This window comes from Bacillus sp. 0102A, assembly GCF_036765155.1.
Classification (GTDB): domain Bacteria; phylum Bacillota; class Bacilli; order Bacillales; family Bacillaceae; genus Bacillus; species Bacillus subtilis_G.
Genome location: NZ_JBAIZW010000004.1, coordinates 49,535 through 74,182 on the forward strand (window position 1 = coordinate 49,535; position 24,648 = coordinate 74,182).

The window sequence follows — 24,648 nt, forward strand, 5'->3', positions numbered from 1 at the left end:
TTTTTGCGAAGTGAAATCCTACGCATTCCTGATTTTTATGTGATATGATATGAAATACAAACCTCGGCTGTAAACCGAAACTTGTTAACAAACGCTTAAAAGGCAGTTTGTTTGTAGAAATGATGCCTTGTTGCTAAAATAAATCATAGATGAAATGATGTACTATATAAAATTACTTTTTGCAATAGGATTTATGATTCCTATTAGCCATATTTAAAGGAGTAGTCAACATGGGACAATCGTTTAACGCACCTTATGAAGCGATTGGAGAGGAACTTCTATCGCAACTTGTTGATACTTTTTATGAGCGTGTCGCGTCTCATCCTTTGCTGAAGCCGATTTTTCCGAGCGATTTAACAGAAACCGCCAGGAAACAGAAGCAATTTTTGACTCAGTATCTAGGCGGTCCTCCGCTTTATACTGAGGAACACGGCCACCCCATGCTCAGAGCAAGGCATCTTCCCTTTCCAATTACAAACGAGAGAGCTGATGCGTGGCTCAGCTGTATGAACGACGCAATGGACCATGTAGGGCTCGAGGGCGAGATTCGTGAGTTTTTGTTTGGCCGGCTGGAATTGACCGCAAGGCATATGGTGAATCAAACGGAAGCGGAGGATCGATCATCTTGACAAACTTTCAGCATGAGCAATACTTCGCCCATTGTCATGGCCATCCAAAAAAACCGCTTGAAATTTATATGTTTGTAGACCCTTTATGTCCAGAATGCTGGTCCTTAGAGCCCGTCATGAAAAAGCTGAAAATCAGATACGGACGCTTTTTTACCTTACGCATTATCGCTTCAGCAAGCCTTACCGCGTTAAATAAGAAACGGAAAAAGCATCTTCTTGCAGAGGCATGGGAAAAGATCGCGAGCCGCTCCGGCATGTCGTGTGACGGCAATGTCTGGCTCGAGCAAGACCACCCTCTTTCATCGCCTTATATGGCTGCTCTCGCTTTTAAAGCAGCCGAACTGCAAGGAAGAAAAGCCGGCATGCAATTTCTGAGAAATATGCAGGAGAGTCTGTTTGTTTCAAAGAAAAATATTACGAATGAAAACGTGCTTTTGGAAATTGCGGAAAAAACGAGTCTCGACCTTGAAGAATTCAAAAACGAACTGCATTCTCAAAGCGCGGTCAAGGCGCTTCAATGCGACATGAAAATTGCCGCTGAGATGGATGTTTCCGTTAATCCGACACTGACGTTTTTCAATACGCAGCATGAGGACGAAGGACTTAAAGTACCCGGCAGCTATTCATATGATGTATATGAAGAAATCTTATTTGAGATGCTTGGCGACGAGCCGAAGCCGTCGGAAACACCGCCTCTGGAATGTTTTATTGAATATTTCCGCTTCGTTGCCTCGAAGGAAATTGCTCTGGTATATGACCTGAGCCTTGAAGAGGTAGAAAAAGAAATGAAAAAATTGGCGTTTGCTAAAAAGGTTGCCAAAGTGGAAGCCAAACACGGAATGTTTTGGAAATCTCTCAGCACTTATTCTGATGAATATCAATCATGTGAAAAATAGCCGCAGGCGTATATATGCTTGAGGCTGTTTTTTGCGGCCCTAACCAAACATACGTTCTATTCATAACACTAAAGAAACCGCGCCGGGATAAGCGCGGTTTCATATGTCTTAACGACAACAAAGGGGATGGGAGAAATTTTTCACGGTCAAACAAAGGGGTAATGTTTGTTTGTGATCAATTTCACATCCTTATGATAACAAAAGATGTCGAACTTTGGCAACCTCTATGCTTAATGTTCATATTTTTGTCACAAAACATAACGGAGTACATTCACTCATATCCTAATAAGGAAAAAGGACGAGGAGGAACGCTATCATGTATACTGTTATCTCAATTGTGTGCATAGCCGTTTTTTTCTGTTTGAATATACTAGGTATGATGCAGATGCTGCCGCTTTATATTACCTCTCCTCTGCTGTTTCTGTCTATTTTGTTTACCCTCTACCGCCTGAACCACCGTAAAACCTTTAAAGGGTTTTAAAAAAGCCTGTGCATATTTCTGCACAGGCTTCTTTTTTAAGACTGCTTGACTTTCATCAGCAGCTCTTCCATTTCATCAAGTTTTTCTTCAAACATTTTGCACGCAGCTTCGATTGGCTCTGGAGATGTCATATCAACGCCCGCTTTTTTCAGAACATCAATCGGGTATTGTGAGCTTCCCGCTTTCAGGAAGTCAATATAACGGTCAACCGCCGGCTTTCCTTCCTTCAAAATCTGGCTGCTTAACGCTTGGGCAGCGCTGTATCCCGTCGCGTACTGATACACATAGTAATTGTAATAGAAGTGCGGAATCCGCGACCATTCAAGGCCGATTTCCTTATCAATCACCATGCCGTCTCCGAAATACTTTTTATTCAGGTCGTAATAAACATTCGTCAGAAGCTCAGGGGTAAGCGGCTCCCCTTCTTGCGCCTTTGTATGGATCAGATGTTCAAATTCAGCAAACATCGTTTGTCTGAAGACCGTTCCTCTGAAGCCTTCAAGCATATGGTTGAGAATATATAAGCGCTGTTTTTCATCGTCTAAATTGTTCAGCAGATATTCGCCAAGAAGCGCTTCGTTTGTCGTAGATGCAACTTCCGCGACAAAGATGCTGTAATTGCCGTATGGATATGGCTGATGCTTTCTCGTATAGTAGCTGTGTACGGAATGGCCGAACTCGTGCACGAGCGTAAAGAGATTATTGACGTTATCATGCCAGTTCATCAAAATATACGGATTCGTGCCGTAAGATCCAGATGAATAAGCGCCATTGCGTTTGCCTTTATTTTCATAAATGTCGACCCAGCGGTTTTCCAGCCCTTCTTTTAAAATGGAGGCGTATTCTTCTCCTAAAGGCGCCAGACCTTTCAGCATGTAATCTTTTGCTTCCTCGTACGTGACCTTCATCCCCGCATCCTTCACAAGCGGTGTATACAGATCATAGATATGCACTTCATCAAGCTCAAGTACTTTCTTTCTCAGCGCGATATAGCGGTGCAGGAGCGGCAAATGCTTATCAATCGTTTTGACGAGGTTGTCGTATACTTCCTCAGGAATACTGTTGTTAGAAAGCGCAGCTTCACGCGCTGACTTGTACTTCTTCACTCTCGCGTAGAAGTTGTCCTTTTTCACAGTGCCGCTTAGCGTGGTGGCCATTGTGTTTTTATATTGTCCGTATGTTTTATATACTGCGTCAAATGCATTTTTGCGGACTTCACGGTTCTCACTTTCTAAGAAATTAATAAAATTGCCGTGAGTAATCTGCTTTTCATTTCCCTCTTCATCTTTAATGGACGGGAATGTAATCTCAGCATTATTTAACACGCTGAACGTATTGGAAGATGAACCTAGTACATCAGAAGCTTCAGCAAGCAGCGCTTCTTCCTTCTCGCTCAGCACGTGCGGGCGTTCCTTTGTAATCTCCTCAATCGCATGGGAGTACAATTTCAGTTCTTCTTTTTCAAGAATAAACTGCTGCAGTTTGTCTTCTTCTATGGATAAAATTTCCGGAACCAAATAAGCTGTTGCGCTTGCGGCCTGTGTATACAGGTTTCCCGCCTTGTCATTCAGCCCCTGATAAAAGGAATTCCCGGTATCTTGGTCAGAGCGCATATGCGCATATGTGTACAGCCTGCCCAGCCGCTCCATCACTTTATCTTGAAACGTAAGAGCCTCGTATAAATGATCGGCTGAATCTGCCAGCTTTCCTTTATACTTAGATAAATTCGGAATTAATTCTTTTACAGCTTGAAATTCTTTATTCCAGGCCTCATCATTAGGAAAAATATCCTCTAGTCTCCATGTGTCTTCTGCCTTTACCTCACTTCTGTCAGGCAGTTGGTTTGCTTTTTTTTCCTCAGCCATGGTGATCCCCCTTGTTTTCTTTGATTCAAGCCAATTGAAAAAACCGCTGTTTCTCAATAAACTTGCGTTGTGAATATCTTCCGGTTTTTCACTGCCTTTTGTCAAATCATATGCAGTAATGAAGAGAACGAATGCCAAAAAAGCAGTAAAAACTCGAAAAACCTTTCCTTTTGTGCCTCTCAAAGCCAGCCCACCACCTTTTGTCTTAGGGTGAGCCAAATGAGACAAACTCATTCTATAAAACAGCTGCGGTCTCTTTCTAAGAGTTCCTGTAATGAGCGTCCGCCCTCTGCAGGCTGATTCAGCATATATACTTCTTTCTGAGTCTCCCTTAAAAATCCCTTCTTGCACAAAAAATCAATGTACTGTTTAACGGCTTCAGAAAGACAATCTTCGCTGCATTCGTATCTGAGCGCAATGTTCTGTTTATGAATGTGCAGTTTGCACTGCTGTAAAACGGCTGAAAAGCGAATTGGCGCGCGTTTATGCCCTAGATCTGTTATAAACAGATAAAGAAACCCCTGCCACACAAAAACAGGACTTCTAAAAACGGCCCCTTTTGTAACAGGGACAAACACTTCAGTCGGAAGAAAAGAAAGGGGCGTCTGCCGTTTCTCATAAAACAGCAGCCTGAGGCGATTTGTTTCTTTTGAGATGAACCGATGGGGTTTATGGCGAAAACGATGAATGGCCTTCATCCAGTTGTCATAACGCAATGAGGATTTAGATTCAGCAAAAAAGAGATCTCCTGCAGATGCTTGGTGGATAGGAATCGTTTGTACGGAGCAAAAAGAATGGTTGGTGTAAAACGGTATACTAGAGCTGAGCCGGTGAAAAAAGCGTGTTTCGGGGCAATAAAATAAAAGCTCGCGGTGAGGATGGTCATGAATAAACTGCCAATGGAAAGCGGTTAGCTGATAAAAGGATGGCGATGTTCTTTTTAAGCGGCTGCCTCCAACAATCCACTGCGGAATGATTCCTGCTTGTTTGAAGCCCTCTGTCCGCTTTTGAAAGACATCTGGAGCAAGAGTGGCACATTGATACTCAACAGCATGCATGCGCCTCTTGATCTTTGCCATGATGTCGGGTCGTTGATTGATGTTCTTAATATACGGTTCTAATACTGGAGATGCCAGTTGCGTTTTCAGCCATACATACAGCTGTCTTTTTCCTTCTAAGTGGTAGGCGCTTTCCGGTTCTGCGTCTATCGAACAGGACTTGTTCTGTTTATGAGCGAAATGCGGCGCTTTTTGAAGTCCAAGCTTTACATCAAGCTCTCCCCCGCATACCGGGCAGAAGAATCGTCCCCGCTTTAATTTCTGGCTTCGCTGAGCGCCTAGAAGGTGAAACATTTGGCCATCTTCAGTCACAGCACTAAACAATTGTCATCTCTCCTTTCCAGATGAGGTATACTTTCTGGAAAGATTGACCGACTCCTGCTCGCTGTCTGTTTCACACGTATGTCAGTTTTTTGATTTCACACCTCAAAAATGGCATATCAGCGCATAAAAAAAACCGATTTCTGAAAAGAAATCGGTTTTTTATGATGCAAAGTGTTTTTTTATCGTTTCTAGAGCATGCTCTGAAATAATCAGCTTGCCGTATTCTTCAAGACGGTGTATGCTGATTGAGGATTCAGTTGCGTACTCCAACAGGATGCTTAGCTGATTTTCAACCTCTTCATCAGTCATATTGCCAAAATCCACATATAAATAATATCGGTTCTCAAACGAATATAAAGTCGTTTTGCTTCCGTTAACGTTTAATTTAGATAGAGAAATAACATCCTCAAAATCGCCAAACCGCAAGACAAATTGAAGCTTTTGCTCCTTCTCTTCCTGATTGACGTCTTGCTCTTCTTTCTGGAAATCATCCAGCAAGGCGTCCAGATCTTCAGATGCTGGTTCTTGCTTTTTATCCTCAGGAATCGGCAGTTCGAGCTTTTGTCCGTCTTTGGAAAGCTGGGCTTTTGTGACGATAATTTCCAATCCTTTGTCCAGTGCCTGCACTTGAATCCAAAGAGGGCCTTCCACAGCGAATTCCTCTTCCTCATGAACTTCATCCATGACTTCCCAGAAAAGTTCTTCACTGCGCTCACGGTTATACCAAATTTCTTCTCTGTCAAAACCGCGATCTTCAATATCTCCGTAAGACATATAAAATTTTACTGTATGCTCGTTAATTCTTTCAATTTCCATTTGCCAACCTTCCCTTCTATATAAGATGTTGAAGGGACATCTAAGCTCCCGATTAATAGTACTTTACTACACTTTACCCATTCCGTCCACATCTTAACCTTGAAGCAAGGCCAGTGTGAATTCCTTTGTCTTTCTATTTTATGATAAAACCGCCGCAAAAGAAATAAAAATGCACCTTTGCCCAAAAAAACGGCATATCTGCGGCTGATATCATAAAATACAACCCGTCTCATATAGTAGTAGTACAAGCGATGGAACGAAAGCGAGGTGCCGATTCATGGAGCATGACTATCTGATTTCTCTGCTTGTCATTGTGGGGATCGACCTGATCCTGGGCGGAGATAATGCGGTCGTCATTGCTATGGCCAGCAGAAATTTGCCGGACAAGCAAAGGCAGCAAGCCATTCTTCTCGGAACATTTATCGCCGTTGCCATGAGAATCGGATTAACAAGCGCAGCGGTATATCTTTTGAACATTCCTTTCTTGCAGTGCGCCGGCGGCATTTTCCTGCTGTATTTAGGATATCAGCTGCTGATTGAAAAAAAAGACACGCAGCACATCAAAAGCAGCACCTCCCTGTGGAGAGCGATACGAACCATTGTGCTTGCAGATCTCTTTATGTCGCTGGACAACGTCATAGCAGTTGCGGGAGCGTCACACGGTGAATTTTCTCTCGTTATCATAGGTTTGTGTGTATCGGTGCCGGTTATTATTTGGGGCAGCAAACTCATCCACATTGCACTTGAGAAAATACCGCTCCTGATTTACGCGGGAAGCGGGCTGCTTGCTTATACAGGCGGAGAAATGATTGTCAGTGACAAAAAGCTGTCCTTTTTTATGGCGCAGCACGGGGCAATCGAAACGCTCCTCCCCATTTTAACGGTCGCGTTTGTCATTCTTGCGAGTATTTATTATCAGCAGGTTGAAAAATAAAAGAAGGCTGATGACTCAGCCTTCTTTTGATGATATGATCTATTAGTTTGCCAAACGCTGCGCTTCTCTTAATTGGAAAGAGCGGACTTTTCTTGGCAGAAAACGTCTGATTTCGTCTTCGTTGTATCCGACCTGCAAACGTTTTTCGTCAATGATGATCGGACGGCGAAGCAAACCTGGGTGCTCGTTGATCAAGCTGTACAAATCTTGCAGCGGCATAGATTCAACGTTCACATTCAGTTTTTGGAATACTTTTGAACGGGTGGAGATGATTTCATCTGTTCCGTCCTCAGTCATTCGCAGAATTTGTTTTATTTCATCAATTGATAAAGGTTCAGAGAAAATGTTTCTTTCTTCAAATGGAATATCGTGCTCCTCCAGCCACGCTCTCGCCTTTCTGCATGAAGTACAGCTTGGTGATGTGTATAGTGTAACCATTCATCTTCACTCCTCTAATTAGTAGGATGAACATCTATTTTATTCTTAAATTGAAATTACTCTAAAAAAGGAATCTTTATAGGTATTATACTATAAAAAAGTAAGTGTGAACAGTATCCTAAGAAAAAAATGTGTCAATCCAGCAAATTTTTAATTTCAATGATATGTTCTGATTCTCAATTAGTCTAACTGATCGAAAATATTTTTTTGTTTTTCTTCATCAATGAGTTTCAGGACCTCATCCGTCTTTTCGTATGATTCCCCGTACCATTTCTCATCTTTATAAGTATGAATGTTTTCATATGTCTGTTTCATGGCTTCAAGAATTTCTTCTTCTGATTCTGTTTTCGGTGACCAGTACAGAATCTCCATCTTGTTTACTTCATTCGTAGCCAATGACCGGCGCCGGTACCCAATTGACTGAGCATGGTTGAAATGCTCTCTTTGATAAAATCTCAGGCGTTTTTCTGTATCAGCATCATCTTCATCCACAGGCTCCACCTCGAGCAATATCGGCTTATTTTTCTTTTTCAGCTTCGCGATCAATTTGCCGCCAAGTCCCTGCCCTCTTGCATCCTTAGACACATACAGATAATCAACGAAGATAAAAGAGTCGAATTCCGCAAACATTAAGATATGATGTCTGCCTTCATCTTTATGATAAACATCGCTCCGCTCTTTCAAAAGAGCTTCCATATGCGCTTTTGATTTCATTTCTTCAATTGGAAAGTACTCGCTAAGCTTTTCATACCAGTTCATTGATTTGCTCCTTATGAGTTCATTGTCTTCATACTTTTAGATATACCCCATTTCTTCTTGTTTAAACAGCTTTACATCTATAAAGACGTATGAACTTCCGCCTTGGTTTCATTTTTTTTCAGCCAGGTGCTCGGTTCATTGTGAAGTGTATGCAAAAAGGTCTCATGGAGTGCGGGTTTCTCTCTTATAATGAAGCAGACGGGGCTGCGCCAATGCGATAAAAAAGGTCATGCCATATAGTGCGGCAGCTGTGATAAAAACCGTTTTCGCACCAGCCGCATCAGCCACGAGCCCCATAATGGAGTAGGTGACGCCTGACCAAGGAGTCAAAATCGCATTTTTGGCAGCCATGATCCCGATACGCTTCTGTTCCGGGATGACCTCCTGTAGCACGGTTTCCTGGCAAATATCACGCACCTGATAAAAAGGCCCCATTGCAGCACAAGCGAGAGCGCATAAAAACGGGATGGGAGAAAATGAGAACAAAAGGGTCAGCACCGACATGACTAGCGAGCTGAACATAATGGCAAACCCCATTTTCCGCTCAAAAAAAGCAGAAAAGCGAATGGCAATCACGCTGCCGACAATGGCACCTATAAAATAAGAAGCGTTAAACATCCCCCACCACACCTCTGTTTCATGCAAAACAGCCGCAGTAAATGCGAGGAGAATAGCAGATGACCAAACAGAACCAGCCAAAGCTTCTATCATGTCCATTAGAGTAATGTCTCTTACAATAGGGATGATCATTACATCCTTCCATATACTTCTGGCAGATGCTGATTCAGCTGTGCCATCAGCCGCTTCTTCATTTACTTGTAGCAAACAAATCGAAGCCCCCGAAAGAACAAACAGGCAAATGGCTGCACCGACAACGAGTTCAAAAGGTACGGCATACGTAAGAAGGCCTCCCAGCCCCCAGCCTGCTGTTAGAAACAATTGGTTTGAGAGGGAGATCACGCCATTCGCTTTCACATATTGCTCTTTTGGCACGATCATCGGCAGCAGCGCAAATCTTGCTGGCTGAAAAAAGGCGCCCGCGAAAGAAAAAAAGAACACAAACAGCAGCGTTATCCAAAAGAAAACCTGTCCGTGATGACTGACGCTAAAAGCCATCAGTATCGCAAAGACCGCTCTCAGCAGATTTGCGCCCGCAAGCACCTTTTTAAAACCGAGATTGCGAAGCACCGCAGAGATGCAAAAGCTTGCTGCTATACTCGCAAACGACATGAACGATAAAACAAGGCCCGCCAAAAAGACGGAATCGGTCATTTGATAGACCCGGACCATTAAAACGATTGTGACAAGGACTCCTGCTAAAGATTGAAGAGATTGAGACAGCAGCAGCGCAAAAACATTTTTGTTATGCAGAAATTGAATCGTATTTCGCCTCCGCTTTTTCCTCTAATTGTAAATGTTATAATTCTCACTTTCTATGATTGCGCAAAAAAATCCTTCAAGACGTTTCTCTTGAAGGATTGAAGAATCATGAGTAAGCTTTAAATTCCGCTTCCGTGCACATCACAAAATGTCCCGGTTTAACTTCACGGAATTCCATCGTTTCCCCATCTTTTAATTGATGGACAGACGGATCGTATTTCTGGCGGGCGCGATTTCTCTCGTAATCCGGATCGGGAAGCGGAATCGCCGAAAGCAATGACTTTGTATATGGATGAAGCGGATTTTCATAAAGCTCATCTGCCGGCGCAAGCTCAACAAGTTTGCCGAAATACATCACTCCGATGCGGTCGCTGATGTATTTGACCATCGATAAATCGTGGGCGATAAACAGATATGTGAGCCCTTTTTCTTTTTGCAGTTCTTTCATTAAATTCACGACCTGCGCCTGAATGGATACATCCAAAGCAGAAATCGGCTCATCCGCGATAATAAATTCCGGATCAACGGCAAGAGCTCTGGCAATCCCGATTCTTTGGCGCTGGCCGCCGGAAAATTCATGCGGGTAGCGGTTTGCGTGCTCCTTGTTTAATCCGACTGTTTCCAAGAGCTCGTGAACCCGCTCCATCCGCTCTTTTTTCGTTTTCGCCAGCTTATGAATATCGAGGCCTTCAGCAATAATATCAGCAACTGTCATTCTCGGATTCAGGGATGCATATGGGTCTTGGAAAATCATCTGCATTTTGCGGTTGAATTCCAGCAGCTTTTTCCGTGATTTTTTCCCGTGCACATTTTCGCCATTAAACAGCACCTCGCCATCGGTTGCCTCGTACAGCCGGATAATACTTCGGCCTGTTGTCGATTTACCGCAGCCAGATTCACCAACCAGCCCTAATGTTTCACCTTTATAGATATCAAATGACAAATCGTCTACAGCCTTTACCGTTCCTTTCGGCGTGACAAAGTGCTGTTTTAAATGCTTGATTTCTAATAGTTTCTCAGTCAATTCATTCACCTTCTCTCACTAAGACAGGTTTTTCATACGTATTTGCCAGTTTACGCATTTTCGCTTTTACCGCTTCAGGCGGCTCTGCCTTCGGCGCGTCAGGATGAAGCAGCCACGATTTGACATAATGAGTATCAGATACCTTAAACATTGGCGGCTCCTGTTCAAAATCGATTTTCATCGCGTAAGAACTCCGCAAAGCAAAAGCATCTCCTTTTGGCGGGTTTGTCAAATCAGGCGGCGTGCCCGGAATTGCAGTCAGCTGTTCCTCTCCTGAACTTTCCAGTGTCGGCATGGATGCAAGCAGACCCCACGTATACGGATGTCTCGGATCGTAGAAAATCTCGTCGACTGTGCCGGTTTCTACAATCTGCCCCGCGTACATGACAGCGACCCGGTCTGCAACGTTGGCCACGACACCAAGATCGTGTGTAATAAAGATGATGGATGTGTCAATTTTCTTTTGCAAATCCTTCATCAATTCGAGAATTTGCGCTTGTATCGTTACATCAAGAGCGGTTGTCGGCTCATCGGCGATCAGAAGCTTTGGATTCGCCGCAAGGGCCATGGCAATGACAACCCGCTGTCTCATTCCGCCTGAAAATTCGTGCGGAAATTGATTGACCCGTTTTTCCGGCATCGGAATACCGACTAAATCCAACAGTTCAATTGCGCGTTTTTTCGCCGCTTCCTTTGAAATCTTATCGTGTTTAAAAAGAACTTCCGTAATTTGTTTGCCGACCTTCATCGTCGGATTTAAAGAGGTCATTGGATCCTGGAATATCATCCCGATATCTTTTCCACGGACATTTTGCATCTCTTTTTCGGACAGCGGCACCAGATCCTTTCCGTCAAACAAGATCTCACCGCGCTTAAAATAACCCGGAGGCATTGGAATCAGCTTCATGATCGCTTGAGAGGTCACACTTTTTCCGGAACCTGATTCTCCGACGATGGCCAGCGTCTCTCCCTTATTCAGATGGAAATTCACCCCGCGGATCGCCTGAACCTCTCCGCCATATGTTTTAAATGAAATCGCTAAATCTTTTACTTCTAATAGGCGTGTCACCCGTATCACTCCCTTATTTACGTAACTTAGGATCCAATGCGTCTCTTAATCCGTCGCCGACCACGTTAAAGCCAAACATCGTAATGCAGATGAAACCGGCAGGGAAGAATAAACGCCACGGATAATAGGTCAATGCAGGCAATCCGTCAGAAGCCATCGTTCCCCAGCTTGCCAGCGGAGCCGGAACACCAAGTCCCAAATAGCTTAAAAAGGCTTCTGTAAAAATCGCAGTCGGAACTGTCAATGTCATCGTAACCAAAATGGAACCCATCGCGTTTGGCACGATATGTTTAAACAGCAGACGGGATGTTTTTGCGCCGAGTGTCTGTGAAGCAAGCACATACTCCTGATTTTTCAGCTGCAGCACTTGACCGCGTACGATTCTGGCCATATTAATCCAGCCCGTAATGGTCATGGCAATAATAATGGTTAACAGCCCTTTCGGCAGAACAACCATCAGTAAGATGACCATTAATAATGAAGGAACTGCCCAAAGGATATCGGCGATACGCATCATAATTTCATCCGTTCTGCCTCCGCGGAAGCCTGAAATGCTTCCCCAAATCACGCCGATCAGCAAATCAAGAACAGCGGCCGCTACACCGATAAAGATCGAGATTCGCGCACCTACCCATGTACGGACGAAAATGTCCCGTCCAAGGTCATCTGTTCCGAACCAATGGTCTTTTGAAGGCGGCTTATCCGCATTTAAGAGATTAGTAGTTGAATAATCATACTTTGAGAACAGCGGCGCAAAAATCGCCATAAGGATAATGAGAACAATAATGATAAGCCCGACCATTGCAAGCTTATTGCTGCGGAAGCGAAGCATCGCATCTTTCCAGAGGGAAAGGCTCTTTTTACTTATTTTTTCTGCATCGCCGGCATTCGCTGCGGCTGGTTCAAACAGGTTTTTCGGAATGTTTTGCATGGCCTAGGCTCCTTTCTTTGCTTTGGAAAGCTTGATTCTTGGATCAATAATGCCGTATAGCACATCTACAATTAATACACACAATAGCAAGATAACACTGAAGAATACCGTTACACCCATAATGACTGTATAATCGCGGTTTGTAATACTGTTTACGAAGTGTGACCCCAGCCCCGGGATCCCAAAAATCGTTTCAATAATAAAGCTTCCCGTTAAGACCTGCGCGGCCATCGGGCCCATGTATGTAACGACTGGCAAAAGCGCGTTTCGGATGGCGTGCCGCACTGTAACTGCTGGACGGGACAGCCCTTTTGCTTTCGCTGTGCGAATATAATCACTGTTTAACACTTCGATCATGCTTGAACGGGAAAGTCTGGCAATAAACGCCATCGGCATGGAAGCAAGTGCCACTGAAGGCAAAAAGGTGTATGCCCAGGACTCCCACCCCGCGACGGGAAACAGATCAAGCTTCATGGAGAACACATATTGCAAAACAGCCGCCATGATAAAGCTCGGAACTGAGATACCGAATATCGTTAAAATCGCGACGGTATAATCCTGCCACTTATTATGGTAAAGAGCTGCTATGACCCCAAACAATACACCAAACGCTAAAGCGAGGAGAATAGCTTCTGCTCCGAGAGTGAATGAAACGGGGAAACCTGAACTGATCAGGTCGTTAACACTCTGACCTTTATATTTAAATGACGGTCCGAAATCCCACATTGCAACTGATTTCAAATAACTGGCGTATTGTACAAACAGCGGCTTGTCCAAGCCGTAATGCGCATTTAAGTTTGCTTCAATTTCAGGCGGAAGCTTTTTCTCACCTGAAAATGGCCCGCCCGGTGCTGCCTGCATTAAGAAGAATGTCACAGTTACAATCACAAATAATGTGATAATCATATAGACTAAGCGTCTTCCGATATATTTTAGCAAGGGGGAACACCTCCATGGTTTTTACATTTTTATACTCTTTCAGTAAGAAAGGTATATGGGAAATAGGTCCCCATATACCTTGAGGTTATTGTTTTTACAAATAAGACTTATTGAAAGTACGCGTTTCTGAAATAAATTTCTCCGGTTCCAGTAAGGATGGTTCCTTTCAGATTTTCGTCTTGCACCCAAGGAATCGTATAAAAATAAACTGGAGCAACCGGCATTTCATCAATGAAAATACCTTCTGCTTTTTTCAGCAGCTCTGCACGTTTTGTTGGATCTGTTTCAGTTTGTGACTGATTCAGGAGCTTTTTGAATTCTGGATTTTCCCAGCCAGTATCGTTATTGCCTCCGTCTTTGTCACGGAACAATTCAAGGAAGTTAATAGGATCATTGAAGTCGCCGAGCCAGCCCATACGGCCGATTTGATAATCTTGGCTGTGAAGCTTATCAATATATACATTCCATTCTGAGTTATCAAGCTCAACATTCACGCCTAAATCTTTCTTCCACATTTCTTGTACAGCTTGAGCGATTTTCGCATGCGCGTCATCAGTGTTATAAGACAATTTGATTTTCGGCAGGTCAGATGCCTTGCTTAAGCCCATTTCTTTCAGGCCTTTCTCAAGGTATTCTTTTGCCGTTTTGACATCGTTGTCTTTGAAGTAGCCTTCTTTGTTATCTTCAAACCCCTTCATTGTCGGTGGCACCGCAGCCATTGCCGGGATTTGTTCACCTTGTGTAATGTTTTCAACAATTGATTGGCGGTTAATCGCATAAGATAATGCTTTACGGATATTGACGTTGTCTAACGGTTTCGCTTCAGTATTGAATTTGTACCAATACACACCTGCCATCGGCTCAACATGTAAAGAACCGTCTTTTTTCAAAGTAGGGAGCGATTCAGTCGGAAGCTGTCCGAGCGGCAAACCGGCCCAATCAAGTTCACCAGCTTGGAATTTTTTCAGTTCAGTATTGGTATTGTTGATCATAACCATTTTAATTTTCTTCAGTTTGACTTTGTCTTGCTCCCAATACTGGTCATTTTTCTCAAGAGTAATAGATCCGCTGTGTTTCCATGCCGTCATTTTGAATGGCCCGTTCGATACATAATTATCTCCGGCATTTGTGTTCCACTTTTTATTTTTCTCTGCAATTTTTTTGTTGATCGGCATATACGTATAGAACGCCGTTAATTCAGTGAAATATGGAGTCGGGTTATTTAATTCAACCTTTAGCGTTTTGTCGTTTACAGCTTTTACTGCCACATCATCAAGACTGCCTTTGCCGGTATTCGCCGCTTCAGCACCTTTTATGTAGTAAAGCTGGTAAGCATATTGTGATTCGTTATTAGGATCAAGCGCCCATTTCCAAGCATATTCAAAATCTTGTGCTGTTACAGGGTCACCATTAGACCATTTCACGCCATCACGAATAGTGAACGTATATGTCTTTCCATCTTTGCTCGTTTCAATTTTAGAAGCCATGCCTTCTTCAGGCTCTCCATCTGCATTGATGCGTGTCAATCCTTCAAAAGTCTGACGGATGACACCGCCTGATACTGAATCATTTGCCAATCCCGGATGTAAGGAGAACGGCTCAGTTTTAATATTAATGTTAAGTGTCGTCTTTCCTTTACTGTCCTTTTTTCCTTCACCGTTTGATCCGCTGCCGCCAAAGCCGCAAGCGCTCAGCACGAGAGTGAAAATGAGCATCAACGTGACAATCGACCAACGTTTTTTCATATTCGCAAACCCCCTAATATAATTTTTTCAGCTCATTACGGCTAAATCCTCAGAAATATCAGACAAATGAACCTGTGTTTCCATAACTTTTATTCTGTTCCGTCTTTTCTGATTATTTTTGTAAAAAAGCTGTAACAATAGAGTGAACAAGTTCATTATAATGAAACAAATAATTTATTGCAATATTATTTTATCAATTTAAAATATTTGAACTTCGTTAGTTTTTCTTCCACGAACATAATATCCTTCTACCATTTAAAGCATAAATTGATTAAAAACTATTTAATCAGTTTTCTTCCCATATTGCTTTTTACATATAATATCTAGCTGTTTTCACGCTGATAGCAGTTATCATTTAGGGATTTGGCGGCGTGTTCGTGATTTTTATATCATTACCATGTTACTGGGAAAAGAATGTTTTTTCATGATGACAATTGGTTATAATTGATTTATAATGAAGCAATCAAAAGAAAAGCGTGCTATGAAAAAGAGTAGTACACATTTCACCTGTTTGAAGAGAGTCTGCGGTGCTGGGAGCAGATAACGGGCAATGTGGAATGGACTTTGGAGCAGCTGACCGAATCCGAAAAAGTAGGCTCAGCCGGAGCAGTCTCCGTTAAAAACGTCAGAGTGATTCCATTTTAATGGAATAATCAGGGTGGCACCACGGTTCATTCGTCCCTTTTTTACAGGGGAAGAATGAGCCTTTTTATTATGTTTTAAGAAATGAGGTTGATGTTTTCATGAAACAAACGATTTTTTCAGGTATTCAGCCAAGCGGATCTGTTACGCTCGGCAACTATATCGGTGCAATGAAGCAATTTGTCGAACTGCAAAATGATTATAACAGCTATTTTTGCATCGTGGATCAGCATGCGATCACTGTGCCTCAAGACCGGATTCAGCTCAGAAAGAATATCCGCAGTCTGGCGGCGCTATACTTAGCTGTCGGGCTTGATCCAGAAAAAGCAACATTGTTTATTCAATCAGAGGTTCCCGCGCATGCGCAGGCCGGATGGATGATGCAGTGTGTCGCGTATATCGGCGAGCTCGAAAGGATGACTCAATTTAAAGACAAGTCCAAAGGCAATGAAGCTGTCGTCTCCGGACTGCTAACGTACCCGCCGCTGATGGCCGCTGATATTCTGCTGTATGGAACGGATCTTGTGCCTGTCGGCGAGGATCAAAAGCAGCACCTTGAGCTGACGCGGAATCTCGCAGAACGCTTCAACAAAAAATATAACGACATCTTTACGGTTCCGGAAGTGAAAATTCCTAAAGTCGGCGCACGCATCATGTCTCTTAATGATCCGCTGAAGAAAATGAGCAAATCCGATTCGAACCAAAAATCTTATATTACCTTGCTGGATGAACCAAAGCTTCTTGAAAAGAAAATCAAAAGCGCTGTGACAGATTCTGAGGGCATTGTGAAATTTGATAAGGAAAACAAACCGGGCGTTTCCAACCTTCTTACAATTTATTCAATCCTTGGCAATACGACGATTCAAGAGCTTGAAGCTAAGTACGAAGGGAAAGGCTACGGCGAGTTTAAAGGGGATTTGGCAGAAGTCGTGGTTAACGCATTAAAACCGATCCAGGATCGCTATCATGAACTGATTGAATCTGATGAATTAGACCGTATTCTTGATGAAGGCGCGGAACGTGCGAACCGGACAGCGAACAAAATGCTGAAAAAAATGGAGAACGCCATGGGTCTTGGCCGAAAAAGACGCTGATCAAAAAACCGCTCTTTGCAAAGAGCGGTTTTTTTCAGTTTACCTTTGATTCGTTTTCCATTTCCCATAGCTTTTCGAAAAAAGGCTGTCCTTTTATCAGGTTTTCGCAAAAAGCCAAATGCTTGTCCGACCAGCCTTCAATTGTTTCGTTATACAGCATGTCCCAAATCTCTTCAAAGCTCATCCGTTTGATTTGTTCATACATATGCGGGTTCCATTCTGTGTACCAGTAGCCGATTTCAGCGCGGTTTTCCAGCCCTTTTAATTGGTCCAGCGCCATAAACATCAACTGCTTGATTTGCCGTTCTTTTCTTGTCAGCCCTCTGACGTGCTCTGGTGCTAATGATAAAATATGATATTCTTTGGAGGATTCGAGCTTCTTTGGCTCAAATTCATATGTTTCAGGCTCTACATCTTTTACCATTTCATAAACGAGCTGCTCCTGTCTTGGGATCAGACGACTTTTTCTGACAGGGATCGTGTAGCCGATTGTGTCAACAGCCAAAATGCCGATTCCGTCTGTTACGACAAAACAATACTCAAGCTTTGTCCGCTCATGATTTTTCCGAATGTACGATTTCTGATGTATATCTTCAAGCAAATCTTTAGGAAGCTCAGATAAATCGTTTTCTATGTAATGAAACAGTACCGACGGCACCCTTAACAGCGGCACCTGATCCAAAAGCTCAACCGTATCTTCCTTGCGCCATTCGTGAAAGTGGCAAACATTGTAGCCATTTTCTTCCCCTTCAAACCAATTGACCCACACATCATGAAGAAATAACATCTCTAACCCCTCACTTTTATAAAAACTGTTGTCCACAGTATAGGCAAGGGATAGAGAAATTATTCCAAAGAAATTGAGGAAATCTGGAATCGTTGGGTTAATATAAGAATCACAAAAAGCAGATCTCTTTGTAGATTTTCTGACAAAAAGAGATCTGCTTTTCTTCTGTTTTCGTTATATTTTATAACAAATATTGTTTTCATTTTTATTTAATATTTTTCGGATCCAGTGCATCTCGCAGGCCATCACCGACAAAGTTGAAGCATAAAACGGTCATTAAAATAAATAGCCCGGGAAATAATGGATACCACCATGCCTGAATCATCACTGTGAAATTTTGTGCATCTTGAAGCATATTTCCCCAGCTTGCGATTGGCGGCTGAATCCCGAAGCCTAAGTAGCTCAGCGCTGACTCAGCGAGAATAACTGAACCTACCTTTAATGTTGCTGACACAATAATCGGTCCTAACGCATTGGGGAGAATATGTGAAAAGATAATTTTGTGAGTCTTCGTTCCGATTGTTTTAGCAGCCAGAACGTATTCCCTTGAACGAAGCGATAGAAACTCTCCTCTTACCAATCGTGCCGTTGTTGTCCAGCCGGTGAGACAGAAAATTAAAATCAGTTTGTCCACACCAGGCTTAAAGATGGTAACAAGCGTGATCAACAAGAAGATATCAGGAATGGATAATACAATGTCGACCAAACGCATAATGACAGCATCGACTATTCCTCTGAAATATCCCGCTAACGCCCCTAAAACCGTTCCGATCAAAATCGAACCGACTACTGACGCAAAACCAACCAATAAAGAGACACGCGCCCCATACAAGATTCGGCTGAAAATATCTCGGCCGAATTTATCTGTTCCCATCAGATGTTCAAGGCCCGGCGCCTTATATTTATCAAGCAGGCTTTGCTGCTCTTGGGGATAAGGCGCAATTAAAGGAGCGAAAACAGCCGACATAATAATGATAAACAGAATGACGGCACCTAGAATAGCCAGTTTGTTTTTCGAGAATTTGTCCCAGAAGATCTTGGTCATCGTCTCTGGTTTTTTCGAAATATTTTCTTTCAGCCTGATCTCCGGCGAGGGAGTTGTTTGCAGCTCTGACATCTCTGTTTCCCTCCTTTTAATATTCGATCCGCGGATCAACAATCGCGTAAAGGATGTCTGCAATGAGGTTTCCGACAACGACAAGAACCGCCGAGATCACAGTCATTGCCATGATAACCGGATAATCGCGTTGGAATGCCGAATCGACAAACAGCTTTCCTAACCCCGGCCAAGTGAAAATCTGCTCTACGACAACCGCTCCGCCGATAAAGGAGGGAATCATTAAACCGAAGATCGTAATAACAGGCAATAGCGCATTCCGCAAGCCATGCTTAAACAATACTCGATTCTCTTTGAAACCTTTTGATCTGGCAGTCCGAATATAGTCTTGGTTTAACACATCGATCATATTGGATCTTGTATATCTCGTTAAGCCTGCCATATCAGCTGTCGCCAGCACAAAAGCGGGTAAAAGCAAATGATGAATTCGGTCTACATAACTAAAATCCGCGTTAAGCGTTGCGACTCCCCCGGTCGGGAACCAGCCGAGATTCACAGCAAACACCATAATTAAAATCAGTCCGAACCAAAAATTCGGAATCGCCAAACCGATAAATGAAGTAAATGTAATGCCGTAGTCCAACTTCGAATAAGGTTTTTTCGCAGAAATGACCCCGAATGGGATGGAAATGATCAGCGCCAATATCGTTGACACCAGCATCAAGAGGAGTGTGTTGGGCAGCCGTGCTAAAATCAGTTCTGAAACAGGCGTCCCTTTTCTGATGATGGACGTGCCGAAGTCCCCTTGAACCATATTGCCGAGCCATTTTAAATATTGAACGTACTCAGGATCGTTGAGGCCGTATTTTTCAATAAACTGCGCCCTGTCTGCCTGGCTGATCGTCGGGTCCATCATAAGCGTCATCGGATCTCCCGGAGCGGCTTTCATAATAACGAAAGACAAAATTGTAATTCCCAATAAAATAGGAATCGAAGATAGCGTTCTTCGAATGATATATGTAACCATATTCTTGTCCCCTTCGTTGTTCTTTTTCAAAATTAAAGGGGAAGGAAACGCGCTCCCTCCCCTGCAAGGGAAATTTATTGGGCAAGCCACCATTTTTCAATTTGGTACAGCTTGCGTTTCGGATGATACACATAACCCTCTAAATTAGCCGGCATCGCCATATGGTTGTTCGGATAATAAAGGAAGGTGTACGGCTGGTCTTCAGCAAGCTTTTGATAAATTTTTTCATAGGCTTTAGAATATTCCTTACGGTCACTGATTGATTTTGCATCTTTGAGAAGCTTATCAACTTCAGGGTTTTTGTACCACATATTATTCAAGCCGTTTTTAGACTGGCTTGAATGGAAGATATCGTAATGATCCGGGAACGTGGACAAACTCCACCCTAAAACCATTGCGTCATAGTCCCAGTTAGGGGCACTTGTCTGTTCGACTAACGCGCTCCATTCCACGATTTGCGGCGTTACTTTAATACCGACTTTCTTCAGCTGTTCTTGGACAACAACTGCAATGTCTTCACGAACTTTGTTTCCTTGGTTCGTTTTCAGTGTAAACTCGAATTTTTTGCCGTCTTTATCTAAGAAACCGTCACCATCAGTATCTTCCCAGCCGGCTTCTTTCAGCATCTTCTTCGCTTTTTTCACATTGTATTCAAATTTAGGAACCTCTACATCTTTCGGGTAATTCCATGAAGCAGGGCTTTCCGGGATGTAAGCGACCTCACCGTCCCCATCCAATACGGTTTGCACCATCGTTTTACGGTCTAATGCGGTGGTGAGCGCCTGACGCACTTTTTTGTCTTTAAACAGCTCGTTTTTCTCATTCCAGCCGATATACGCGTAGCTCAGCGCCAAATCTGTAACGACTTTGACATTATTAAACGATTCCGCTGTCTTATAATCCGTTGACGGCACGTTAAAGAAATCGATATCTCCCGCTTGAAGCTGGGCAACCGCTGCATTGGCGTCAGGAATGATTTTATACGTGACGCTGTCTAAGTACGGACGGCCGTCATAGTAGTCATCATTGGCAACGAGCTTGACGTATTGCCCGTCTTTCCATTCTTTAAATTTGAAAGGACCCGAGCCGATTGGATTTTTTCTATTAAAATCATGATCCTCAAGCTCTGCAACCGGTACATCTTTTAAAATGTGCTCCGGCAGAATTCCGTAGCTGTCTAACGTGTTGTTATAGAAGTTAGGGTCTTTGTACTTCAATGTAAATAAAACCTCGTAATCTCCCTTTTTCTCTACCGATTTCAGCATTTCAAAGTTCGAGCCGCGCTCTCCTTTGTAATCCTTGTTCAATGGAATGTTGTACGTAAAGACCACATCATCGGCAGTAAGCTCTTCTCCGTCGTGGAACTTAACGCCTTTTTTGATTTTCACGTCATATTTCAAACCGCCATCCAGCTCTTTCACACTTTCCGCCAGTGACATTTTGACATTTAAGTTTTCATCTGTTTTTGTTAAAAAGCTGTAAATCATTTGTTCAATATCTGTACTCGATTCATCAGTTGAATATAGTGAGTTGAAAAGTGTTGGCGCTCCGATTGAACCCACAACCAAATCCCCGCCTTGCTGCGGTTTTCCGTTTGATTTTTTCTCACTGCTGCTGCTCGATTTTGATCCCGAGCAGGCCGATAAAAAGATGGCCAGAACCATCAATACACTTAGCATCATCAGTGCGGTTTTCCGTCTTTTCATTCAATATTCCCCCTCTTGAAATGTTCGTTCTTCTCAGCTGTTGTTTATGTAGTGTGCATACCCCCTCTCAAAGCTGTGCGGGCAACATTAGCTATAAAGGTGACAAGCCACAAAATGGCTGGGAGCAGCTTCTTTGAATTCTGGTATTTGTTCCTTGCAAATCGGCTTTGCAACAGGACATCTTGTGTGGAAAACGCAGCCTTTTGGCGGATTAGCCGGACTTGGCAGTTCTCCCTTCAGAACGATGCGTTCACGTTTGACAGATCCTTTTTTTCTTGTAACCGGAACGGATGATAGAAGAGCTTGGGTGTAAGGGTGTAGCGGATGGTCGTAAAGCTCATGCTTGCCGGTCAGTTCCATCATTTTGCCTAGATACATCACTCCGACTCTGTCGCTGATATGGCGGACGACACTTAGATCATGAGAGATAAATAGATACGTCAGATTAAATTCTTCCTGTAATTCTTCCATTAAGTTAATCACTTGAGCCTGAATGGATACATCAAGTGCGGAAACCGGCTCATCTGCGATGATCAATTCCGGATTCAAAGTGAGCGCTCTGGCGATGCCGATCCGCTGACGCTGGCCGCCGGAAAATTCATGGGGATAACGGCTGGCAAACGACGGGTGGAGACCTACTCTCGCAAGCAGTTCTTCGACTTTTTCGTTTCGTTCACGCATCGTATACATGTGGTGCGTATGTAACGGCTCCTTAATGATAGAACGCAGCGTTTTTCTTGGATTCAAAGAAGCAAACGGATCTTGGAAAACCATTTGAATATTTTTGCGGACACTTTTCCGCAGCTTCTCCTCTGACAAATTGGAGATATCCTGCCCTTTAAAAAGGATTTGGCCTTCTGTCGGTTTATAAAGCCTGATCATCGTCCTGCCGGCAGTCGATTTTCCGCAGCCCGACTCTCCAACGATCCCGAGTGTTTCTCCTTTTTTTAACGAAAATGAAACACCGTCCACCGCTTTTACATCGCCGACTTTTCTTTGAAAAAAGCCTGAGCGGATTGGGAAGTATTTTTTTACGTCACGTAGCTCTAAGATTGTTTCTTGATTAGCTGCAGTCATGATTGTTCGGCACCCTCTTCCTCATATAAAAAGCATCTCACCGTTCTTCCGCTTTTGTGCGTCAAAAGCGAAGGCTGATTTGTCCAGCATCTATCCATGGCTTTCGGGCACCTTGGGGCAAAACGGCACCCCGGCGGCAGGTTATCCGGTGTCGGCACGCTGCCTTTAATCGCATTTAATTTATCAATCTCTCCATCTATGACCGGAATCGACGTCAGCAGGCCTTCTGTGTAAGGATGAAGCGGCTCTAAAAATAAATCGTCGACGGTGGCGTTTTCCACGACTTGTCCGCAGTACATGACAATTACTCTGTCAGCTGCTTCCGACACGACACCTAAGTCGTGTGTGATGAGAAGAATTGACGTGTTGAACTTCTGACAAAGATCTTTCATGAGTTCCAAAACTTGGGATTGTATTGTCACATCCAGCGCTGTCGTCGGTTCATCGGCAATGAGCAGTTTAGGATTGCAGCTGAGTGCGATGGCAATCATTACCCTCTGCCTCATTCCGCCGGACAGCCGGTGCGGATACTCCTTCATCATTTGCTCTGCCCGGGAGAAACCGACCATCTGCAAAAGTTCAACAGCTTTTTGGCGGGCTTCTTTTTTCTTCATGTTTTTATGGTAAATCAGCACTTCGGTAATTTGGTCTCCGATTGTTAACACCGGATTAAGGGAGGTCATTGGTTCCTGAAAGATCATAGATACTTCGTTTCCGCGGATTTTGCAATAGTCATTTTCAGTGAATGAGGTGAGGTCTCTGTCTTCGAGTTTAATAGAGCCGTCCATGATTTTTCCGCCTGAGCTTTGGACGAGGCCCATAATGGATAAAGAAGTAATGCTTTTTCCGGAGCCCGATTCACCTACAAGCGCTACGGTTTCGCCTTTGCTGATGTGAAAATCGACTCCGTCAACCGCAGGGATCGGCTCCTTTTTCCTAAAAAAATAAGTCTTTAAATTATTCACTTCTAAAAGTGTGCTCATGCTAGCTCCCCTTTCCCCCTCTTGTTGTCAAACATTTTCAAGAGAAAGCAATCCCTTTATTCAGAAATAATAAATAATATTGAATTATCGAAAAATTTTATAGTTGTATATTATTACAATCATTTTGCAAAATCAAGAATTTTTTAGGATAAATGTAATATTATTAACGAAATTCCATTATTTTATTCTTTTAAAGCGTTGCATTCAAAAAGGTTTCAGCAGGAATGGACAGTCCGTCTGCCGTGTTTGCTTTGTTGGCTGTTAAATATTTTTTCACTATATTGAATCCGACTGCGTATCCAAGCATTTTTGGCTGATATCCTTTGCCGAATAACAGCTGTGAGAATAATCGATTGTCCCGTTTGATATCCTGGTTGGGTGCAATTTTTTTCTCGTATAAAGCCTGCAGCTGCTCCGGGGTATACCAAGATGCCCATTCAGCCGTTTGGCTTCGGCCGAACCTCTCATAAACAGCATATTCTGCAAGCCCTTCCATGATGATTGTATCAAGTAATGTGACATCCTTTTCATCTTTTGTCAGATGATCTAACCTGCAAACGTGATGATATTCATGTGTCATCAGGGCAGATACTGACGCAAAATCCAACTCTGACGAAAGAAAGAGGAACATTTTGTCTTGAAAAGCGAGTCCTGATTTTGATCCGAATTCTAAACGGATTCTCCTGTTTCGTTCGTCAACCGGCAGTGTGACAATCGGCACATCGGGACCTTGCCATTTGTTTTTAAGGTACAGTTCTTCTTTTTGAATATGCTCAAAAAAACCTTTTTCTTTCAGCTCGGAAGCAGTATGGATGCCCTCTTTTATGTTTTTAAACATTCCATGATGCTGAAGGTGCCCCAGAATGCCTTTCCAGTTCTTTTTCTCCACACCTGAAAAAAGCGGGACAATGTAATGCGCCAAATCATCTATTGACGCAGCCTTCCCGAGCCAGCTATATGTTTGTTCCACACTCATATGTGATCGCC

Annotated in this window: 24 protein-coding genes and 1 other annotated feature; of the genes, 5 read left to right on the forward strand and 19 right to left on the reverse strand. The window is 43.2% G+C overall.

From position 1 onward, the window contains the following. The first annotated feature begins 230 nt into the window (after positions 1-230). The 3 genes from V6D41_RS10815 (at position 231) to V6D41_RS10825 (ending at position 2,006) form a co-directional block, all read left to right on the forward strand. A complete protein-coding gene (locus V6D41_RS10815) occupies positions 231-629 on the forward strand; it encodes a globin domain-containing protein (RefSeq protein ID WP_015383357.1) in 399 nt (132 codons plus the stop codon). Beyond that, positions 626-1,525, forward strand: a complete 900-nt coding sequence (gene spxH / locus V6D41_RS10820; protein ID WP_333518202.1) for a protease adaptor protein SpxH — start codon at positions 626-628, stop codon at positions 1,523-1,525. Before V6D41_RS10815 ends, spxH begins: the two co-directional genes overlap by 4 nt. Before the next feature lie 313 nt (positions 1,526-1,838). Continuing rightward, positions 1,839-2,006, forward strand: coding sequence for a hypothetical protein (locus tag V6D41_RS10825; protein ID WP_148964295.1), 168 nt, complete (start codon positions 1,839-1,841; stop codon positions 2,004-2,006). Positions 2,007-2,041: 35 nt separating this feature from the next. Here the strand turns inward: V6D41_RS10825 and pepF are convergent, their stop codons facing one another. The 4 genes from pepF to V6D41_RS10845 all read right to left on the reverse strand — a co-directional run bounded on the left by pepF (position 2,042) and on the right by V6D41_RS10845 (position 6,161). Beyond that, positions 2,042-3,871: an oligoendopeptidase F gene (gene pepF / locus V6D41_RS10830; RefSeq protein ID WP_176365309.1), complete on the reverse strand. Its 1,830-nt coding sequence runs from the start codon at positions 3,869-3,871 to the stop codon at positions 2,042-2,044. A gap of 230 nt (positions 3,872-4,101) precedes the next feature. Beyond that, positions 4,102-5,253: a competence protein CoiA family protein gene (locus V6D41_RS10835; RefSeq protein ID WP_333518203.1), complete on the reverse strand. Its 1,152-nt coding sequence runs from the start codon at positions 5,251-5,253 to the stop codon at positions 4,102-4,104. Between the two features lie 159 nt (positions 5,254-5,412). After that, positions 5,413-6,069, reverse strand: a complete 657-nt coding sequence (gene mecA, locus V6D41_RS10840) for an adaptor protein MecA (protein ID WP_087993430.1) — start codon at positions 6,067-6,069, stop codon at positions 5,413-5,415. Continuing rightward, positions 6,036-6,161: a hypothetical protein gene (locus V6D41_RS10845; protein ID WP_120698858.1), complete on the reverse strand. Its 126-nt coding sequence runs from the start codon at positions 6,159-6,161 to the stop codon at positions 6,036-6,038. Before V6D41_RS10845 ends, mecA begins: the two co-directional genes overlap by 34 nt. Before the next feature lie 185 nt (positions 6,162-6,346). Here V6D41_RS10845 and V6D41_RS10850 point away from each other — a divergent pair, with 185 nt between their 5' ends. After that, positions 6,347-7,003, forward strand: a complete 657-nt coding sequence (locus tag V6D41_RS10850; RefSeq protein WP_333518204.1) for a TerC family protein — start codon at positions 6,347-6,349, stop codon at positions 7,001-7,003. A gap of 42 nt (positions 7,004-7,045) precedes the next feature. Here the strand turns inward: V6D41_RS10850 and spx are convergent, their stop codons facing one another. The 8 genes from spx to oppA all read right to left on the reverse strand — a co-directional run bounded on the left by spx (position 7,046) and on the right by oppA (position 15,288). Further along, on the reverse strand, positions 7,046-7,441 hold the full coding sequence (gene spx, locus V6D41_RS10855) for a transcriptional regulator Spx (protein ID WP_087993432.1): 396 nt from the start codon (positions 7,439-7,441) through the stop codon (positions 7,046-7,048). A 180-nt stretch (positions 7,442-7,621) separates the two neighbouring features. Beyond that, the gene (locus V6D41_RS10860) at positions 7,622-8,200 is read right to left on the reverse strand and encodes a GNAT family N-acetyltransferase (protein ID WP_333518205.1); all 579 of its coding nucleotides are present in this window, start codon (positions 8,198-8,200) and stop codon (positions 7,622-7,624) included. A gap of 162 nt (positions 8,201-8,362) precedes the next feature. Then, positions 8,363-9,580, reverse strand: a complete 1,218-nt coding sequence (locus V6D41_RS10865) for an MFS transporter (RefSeq protein ID WP_333518385.1) — start codon at positions 9,578-9,580, stop codon at positions 8,363-8,365. 106 nt (positions 9,581-9,686) lie between these two features. After that, positions 9,687-10,604 carry an oligopeptide ABC transporter ATP-binding protein OppF gene (gene oppF / locus V6D41_RS10870; protein WP_333518206.1) on the reverse strand — a complete coding sequence of 306 codons (918 nt, stop codon included), beginning with the start codon at positions 10,602-10,604 and terminating at the stop codon, positions 9,687-9,689. A 1-nt stretch (position 10,605) separates the two neighbouring features. After that, positions 10,606-11,682, reverse strand: coding sequence for an oligopeptide ABC transporter ATP-binding protein OppD (gene oppD, locus V6D41_RS10875; protein WP_148964288.1), 1,077 nt, complete (start codon positions 11,680-11,682; stop codon positions 10,606-10,608). Between the two features lie 4 nt (positions 11,683-11,686). Then, positions 11,687-12,604 carry an oligopeptide ABC transporter permease OppC gene (gene oppC / locus V6D41_RS10880; RefSeq protein ID WP_087993437.1) on the reverse strand — a complete coding sequence of 306 codons (918 nt, stop codon included), beginning with the start codon at positions 12,602-12,604 and terminating at the stop codon, positions 11,687-11,689. A 3-nt stretch (positions 12,605-12,607) separates the two neighbouring features. Further along, a complete protein-coding gene (oppB, locus tag V6D41_RS10885) occupies positions 12,608-13,543 on the reverse strand; it encodes an oligopeptide ABC transporter permease OppB (RefSeq protein WP_148964287.1) in 936 nt (311 codons plus the stop codon). 107 nt (positions 13,544-13,650) lie between these two features. Next, positions 13,651-15,288, reverse strand: coding sequence for an oligopeptide ABC transporter substrate-binding protein OppA (gene oppA / locus V6D41_RS10890; protein ID WP_333518207.1), 1,638 nt, complete (start codon positions 15,286-15,288; stop codon positions 13,651-13,653). Between the two features lie 472 nt (positions 15,289-15,760). Beyond that, positions 15,761-15,974, forward strand: a binding site (T-box leader). Between the two features lie 57 nt (positions 15,975-16,031). Here oppA and trpS point away from each other — a divergent pair. Next, on the forward strand, positions 16,032-17,024 hold the full coding sequence (trpS, locus tag V6D41_RS10895; protein WP_333518208.1) for a tryptophan--tRNA ligase: 993 nt from the start codon (positions 16,032-16,034) through the stop codon (positions 17,022-17,024). A gap of 34 nt (positions 17,025-17,058) precedes the next feature. Here trpS and V6D41_RS10900 read toward each other — a convergent pair whose 3' ends face one another. From V6D41_RS10900 to V6D41_RS10930, 7 genes are all read right to left on the reverse strand, one after another. Next, positions 17,059-17,811: a YjbA family protein gene (locus V6D41_RS10900; protein ID WP_087993441.1), complete on the reverse strand. Its 753-nt coding sequence runs from the start codon at positions 17,809-17,811 to the stop codon at positions 17,059-17,061. 205 nt (positions 17,812-18,016) lie between these two features. After that, positions 18,017-18,928 carry an oligopeptide ABC transporter permease AppC gene (gene appC, locus V6D41_RS10905; RefSeq protein ID WP_148964284.1) on the reverse strand — a complete coding sequence of 304 codons (912 nt, stop codon included), beginning with the start codon at positions 18,926-18,928 and terminating at the stop codon, positions 18,017-18,019. A gap of 16 nt (positions 18,929-18,944) precedes the next feature. After that, positions 18,945-19,895, reverse strand: coding sequence for an ABC transporter permease (locus V6D41_RS10910; RefSeq protein WP_087993443.1), 951 nt, complete (start codon positions 19,893-19,895; stop codon positions 18,945-18,947). 74 nt (positions 19,896-19,969) lie between these two features. Further along, positions 19,970-21,601: a peptide-binding protein gene (locus tag V6D41_RS10915; RefSeq protein WP_333518209.1), complete on the reverse strand. Its 1,632-nt coding sequence runs from the start codon at positions 21,599-21,601 to the stop codon at positions 19,970-19,972. An 87-nt stretch (positions 21,602-21,688) separates the two neighbouring features. Next, a complete protein-coding gene (gene appF / locus V6D41_RS10920) occupies positions 21,689-22,678 on the reverse strand; it encodes an oligopeptide ABC transporter ATP-binding protein AppF (RefSeq protein ID WP_333518210.1) in 990 nt (329 codons plus the stop codon). Beyond that, positions 22,675-23,661: an oligopeptide ABC transporter ATP-binding protein AppD gene (appD, locus tag V6D41_RS10925; RefSeq protein ID WP_148964281.1), complete on the reverse strand. Its 987-nt coding sequence runs from the start codon at positions 23,659-23,661 to the stop codon at positions 22,675-22,677. The genes appF and appD overlap by 4 nt, the downstream gene beginning before the upstream one ends. A gap of 190 nt (positions 23,662-23,851) precedes the next feature. Continuing rightward, complete coding sequence (locus tag V6D41_RS10930; protein ID WP_333518211.1) at positions 23,852-24,637, reverse strand: DUF2268 domain-containing protein; 786 nt, start codon at positions 24,635-24,637, stop codon at positions 23,852-23,854. Positions 24,638-24,648 lie beyond the last annotated feature (11 nt).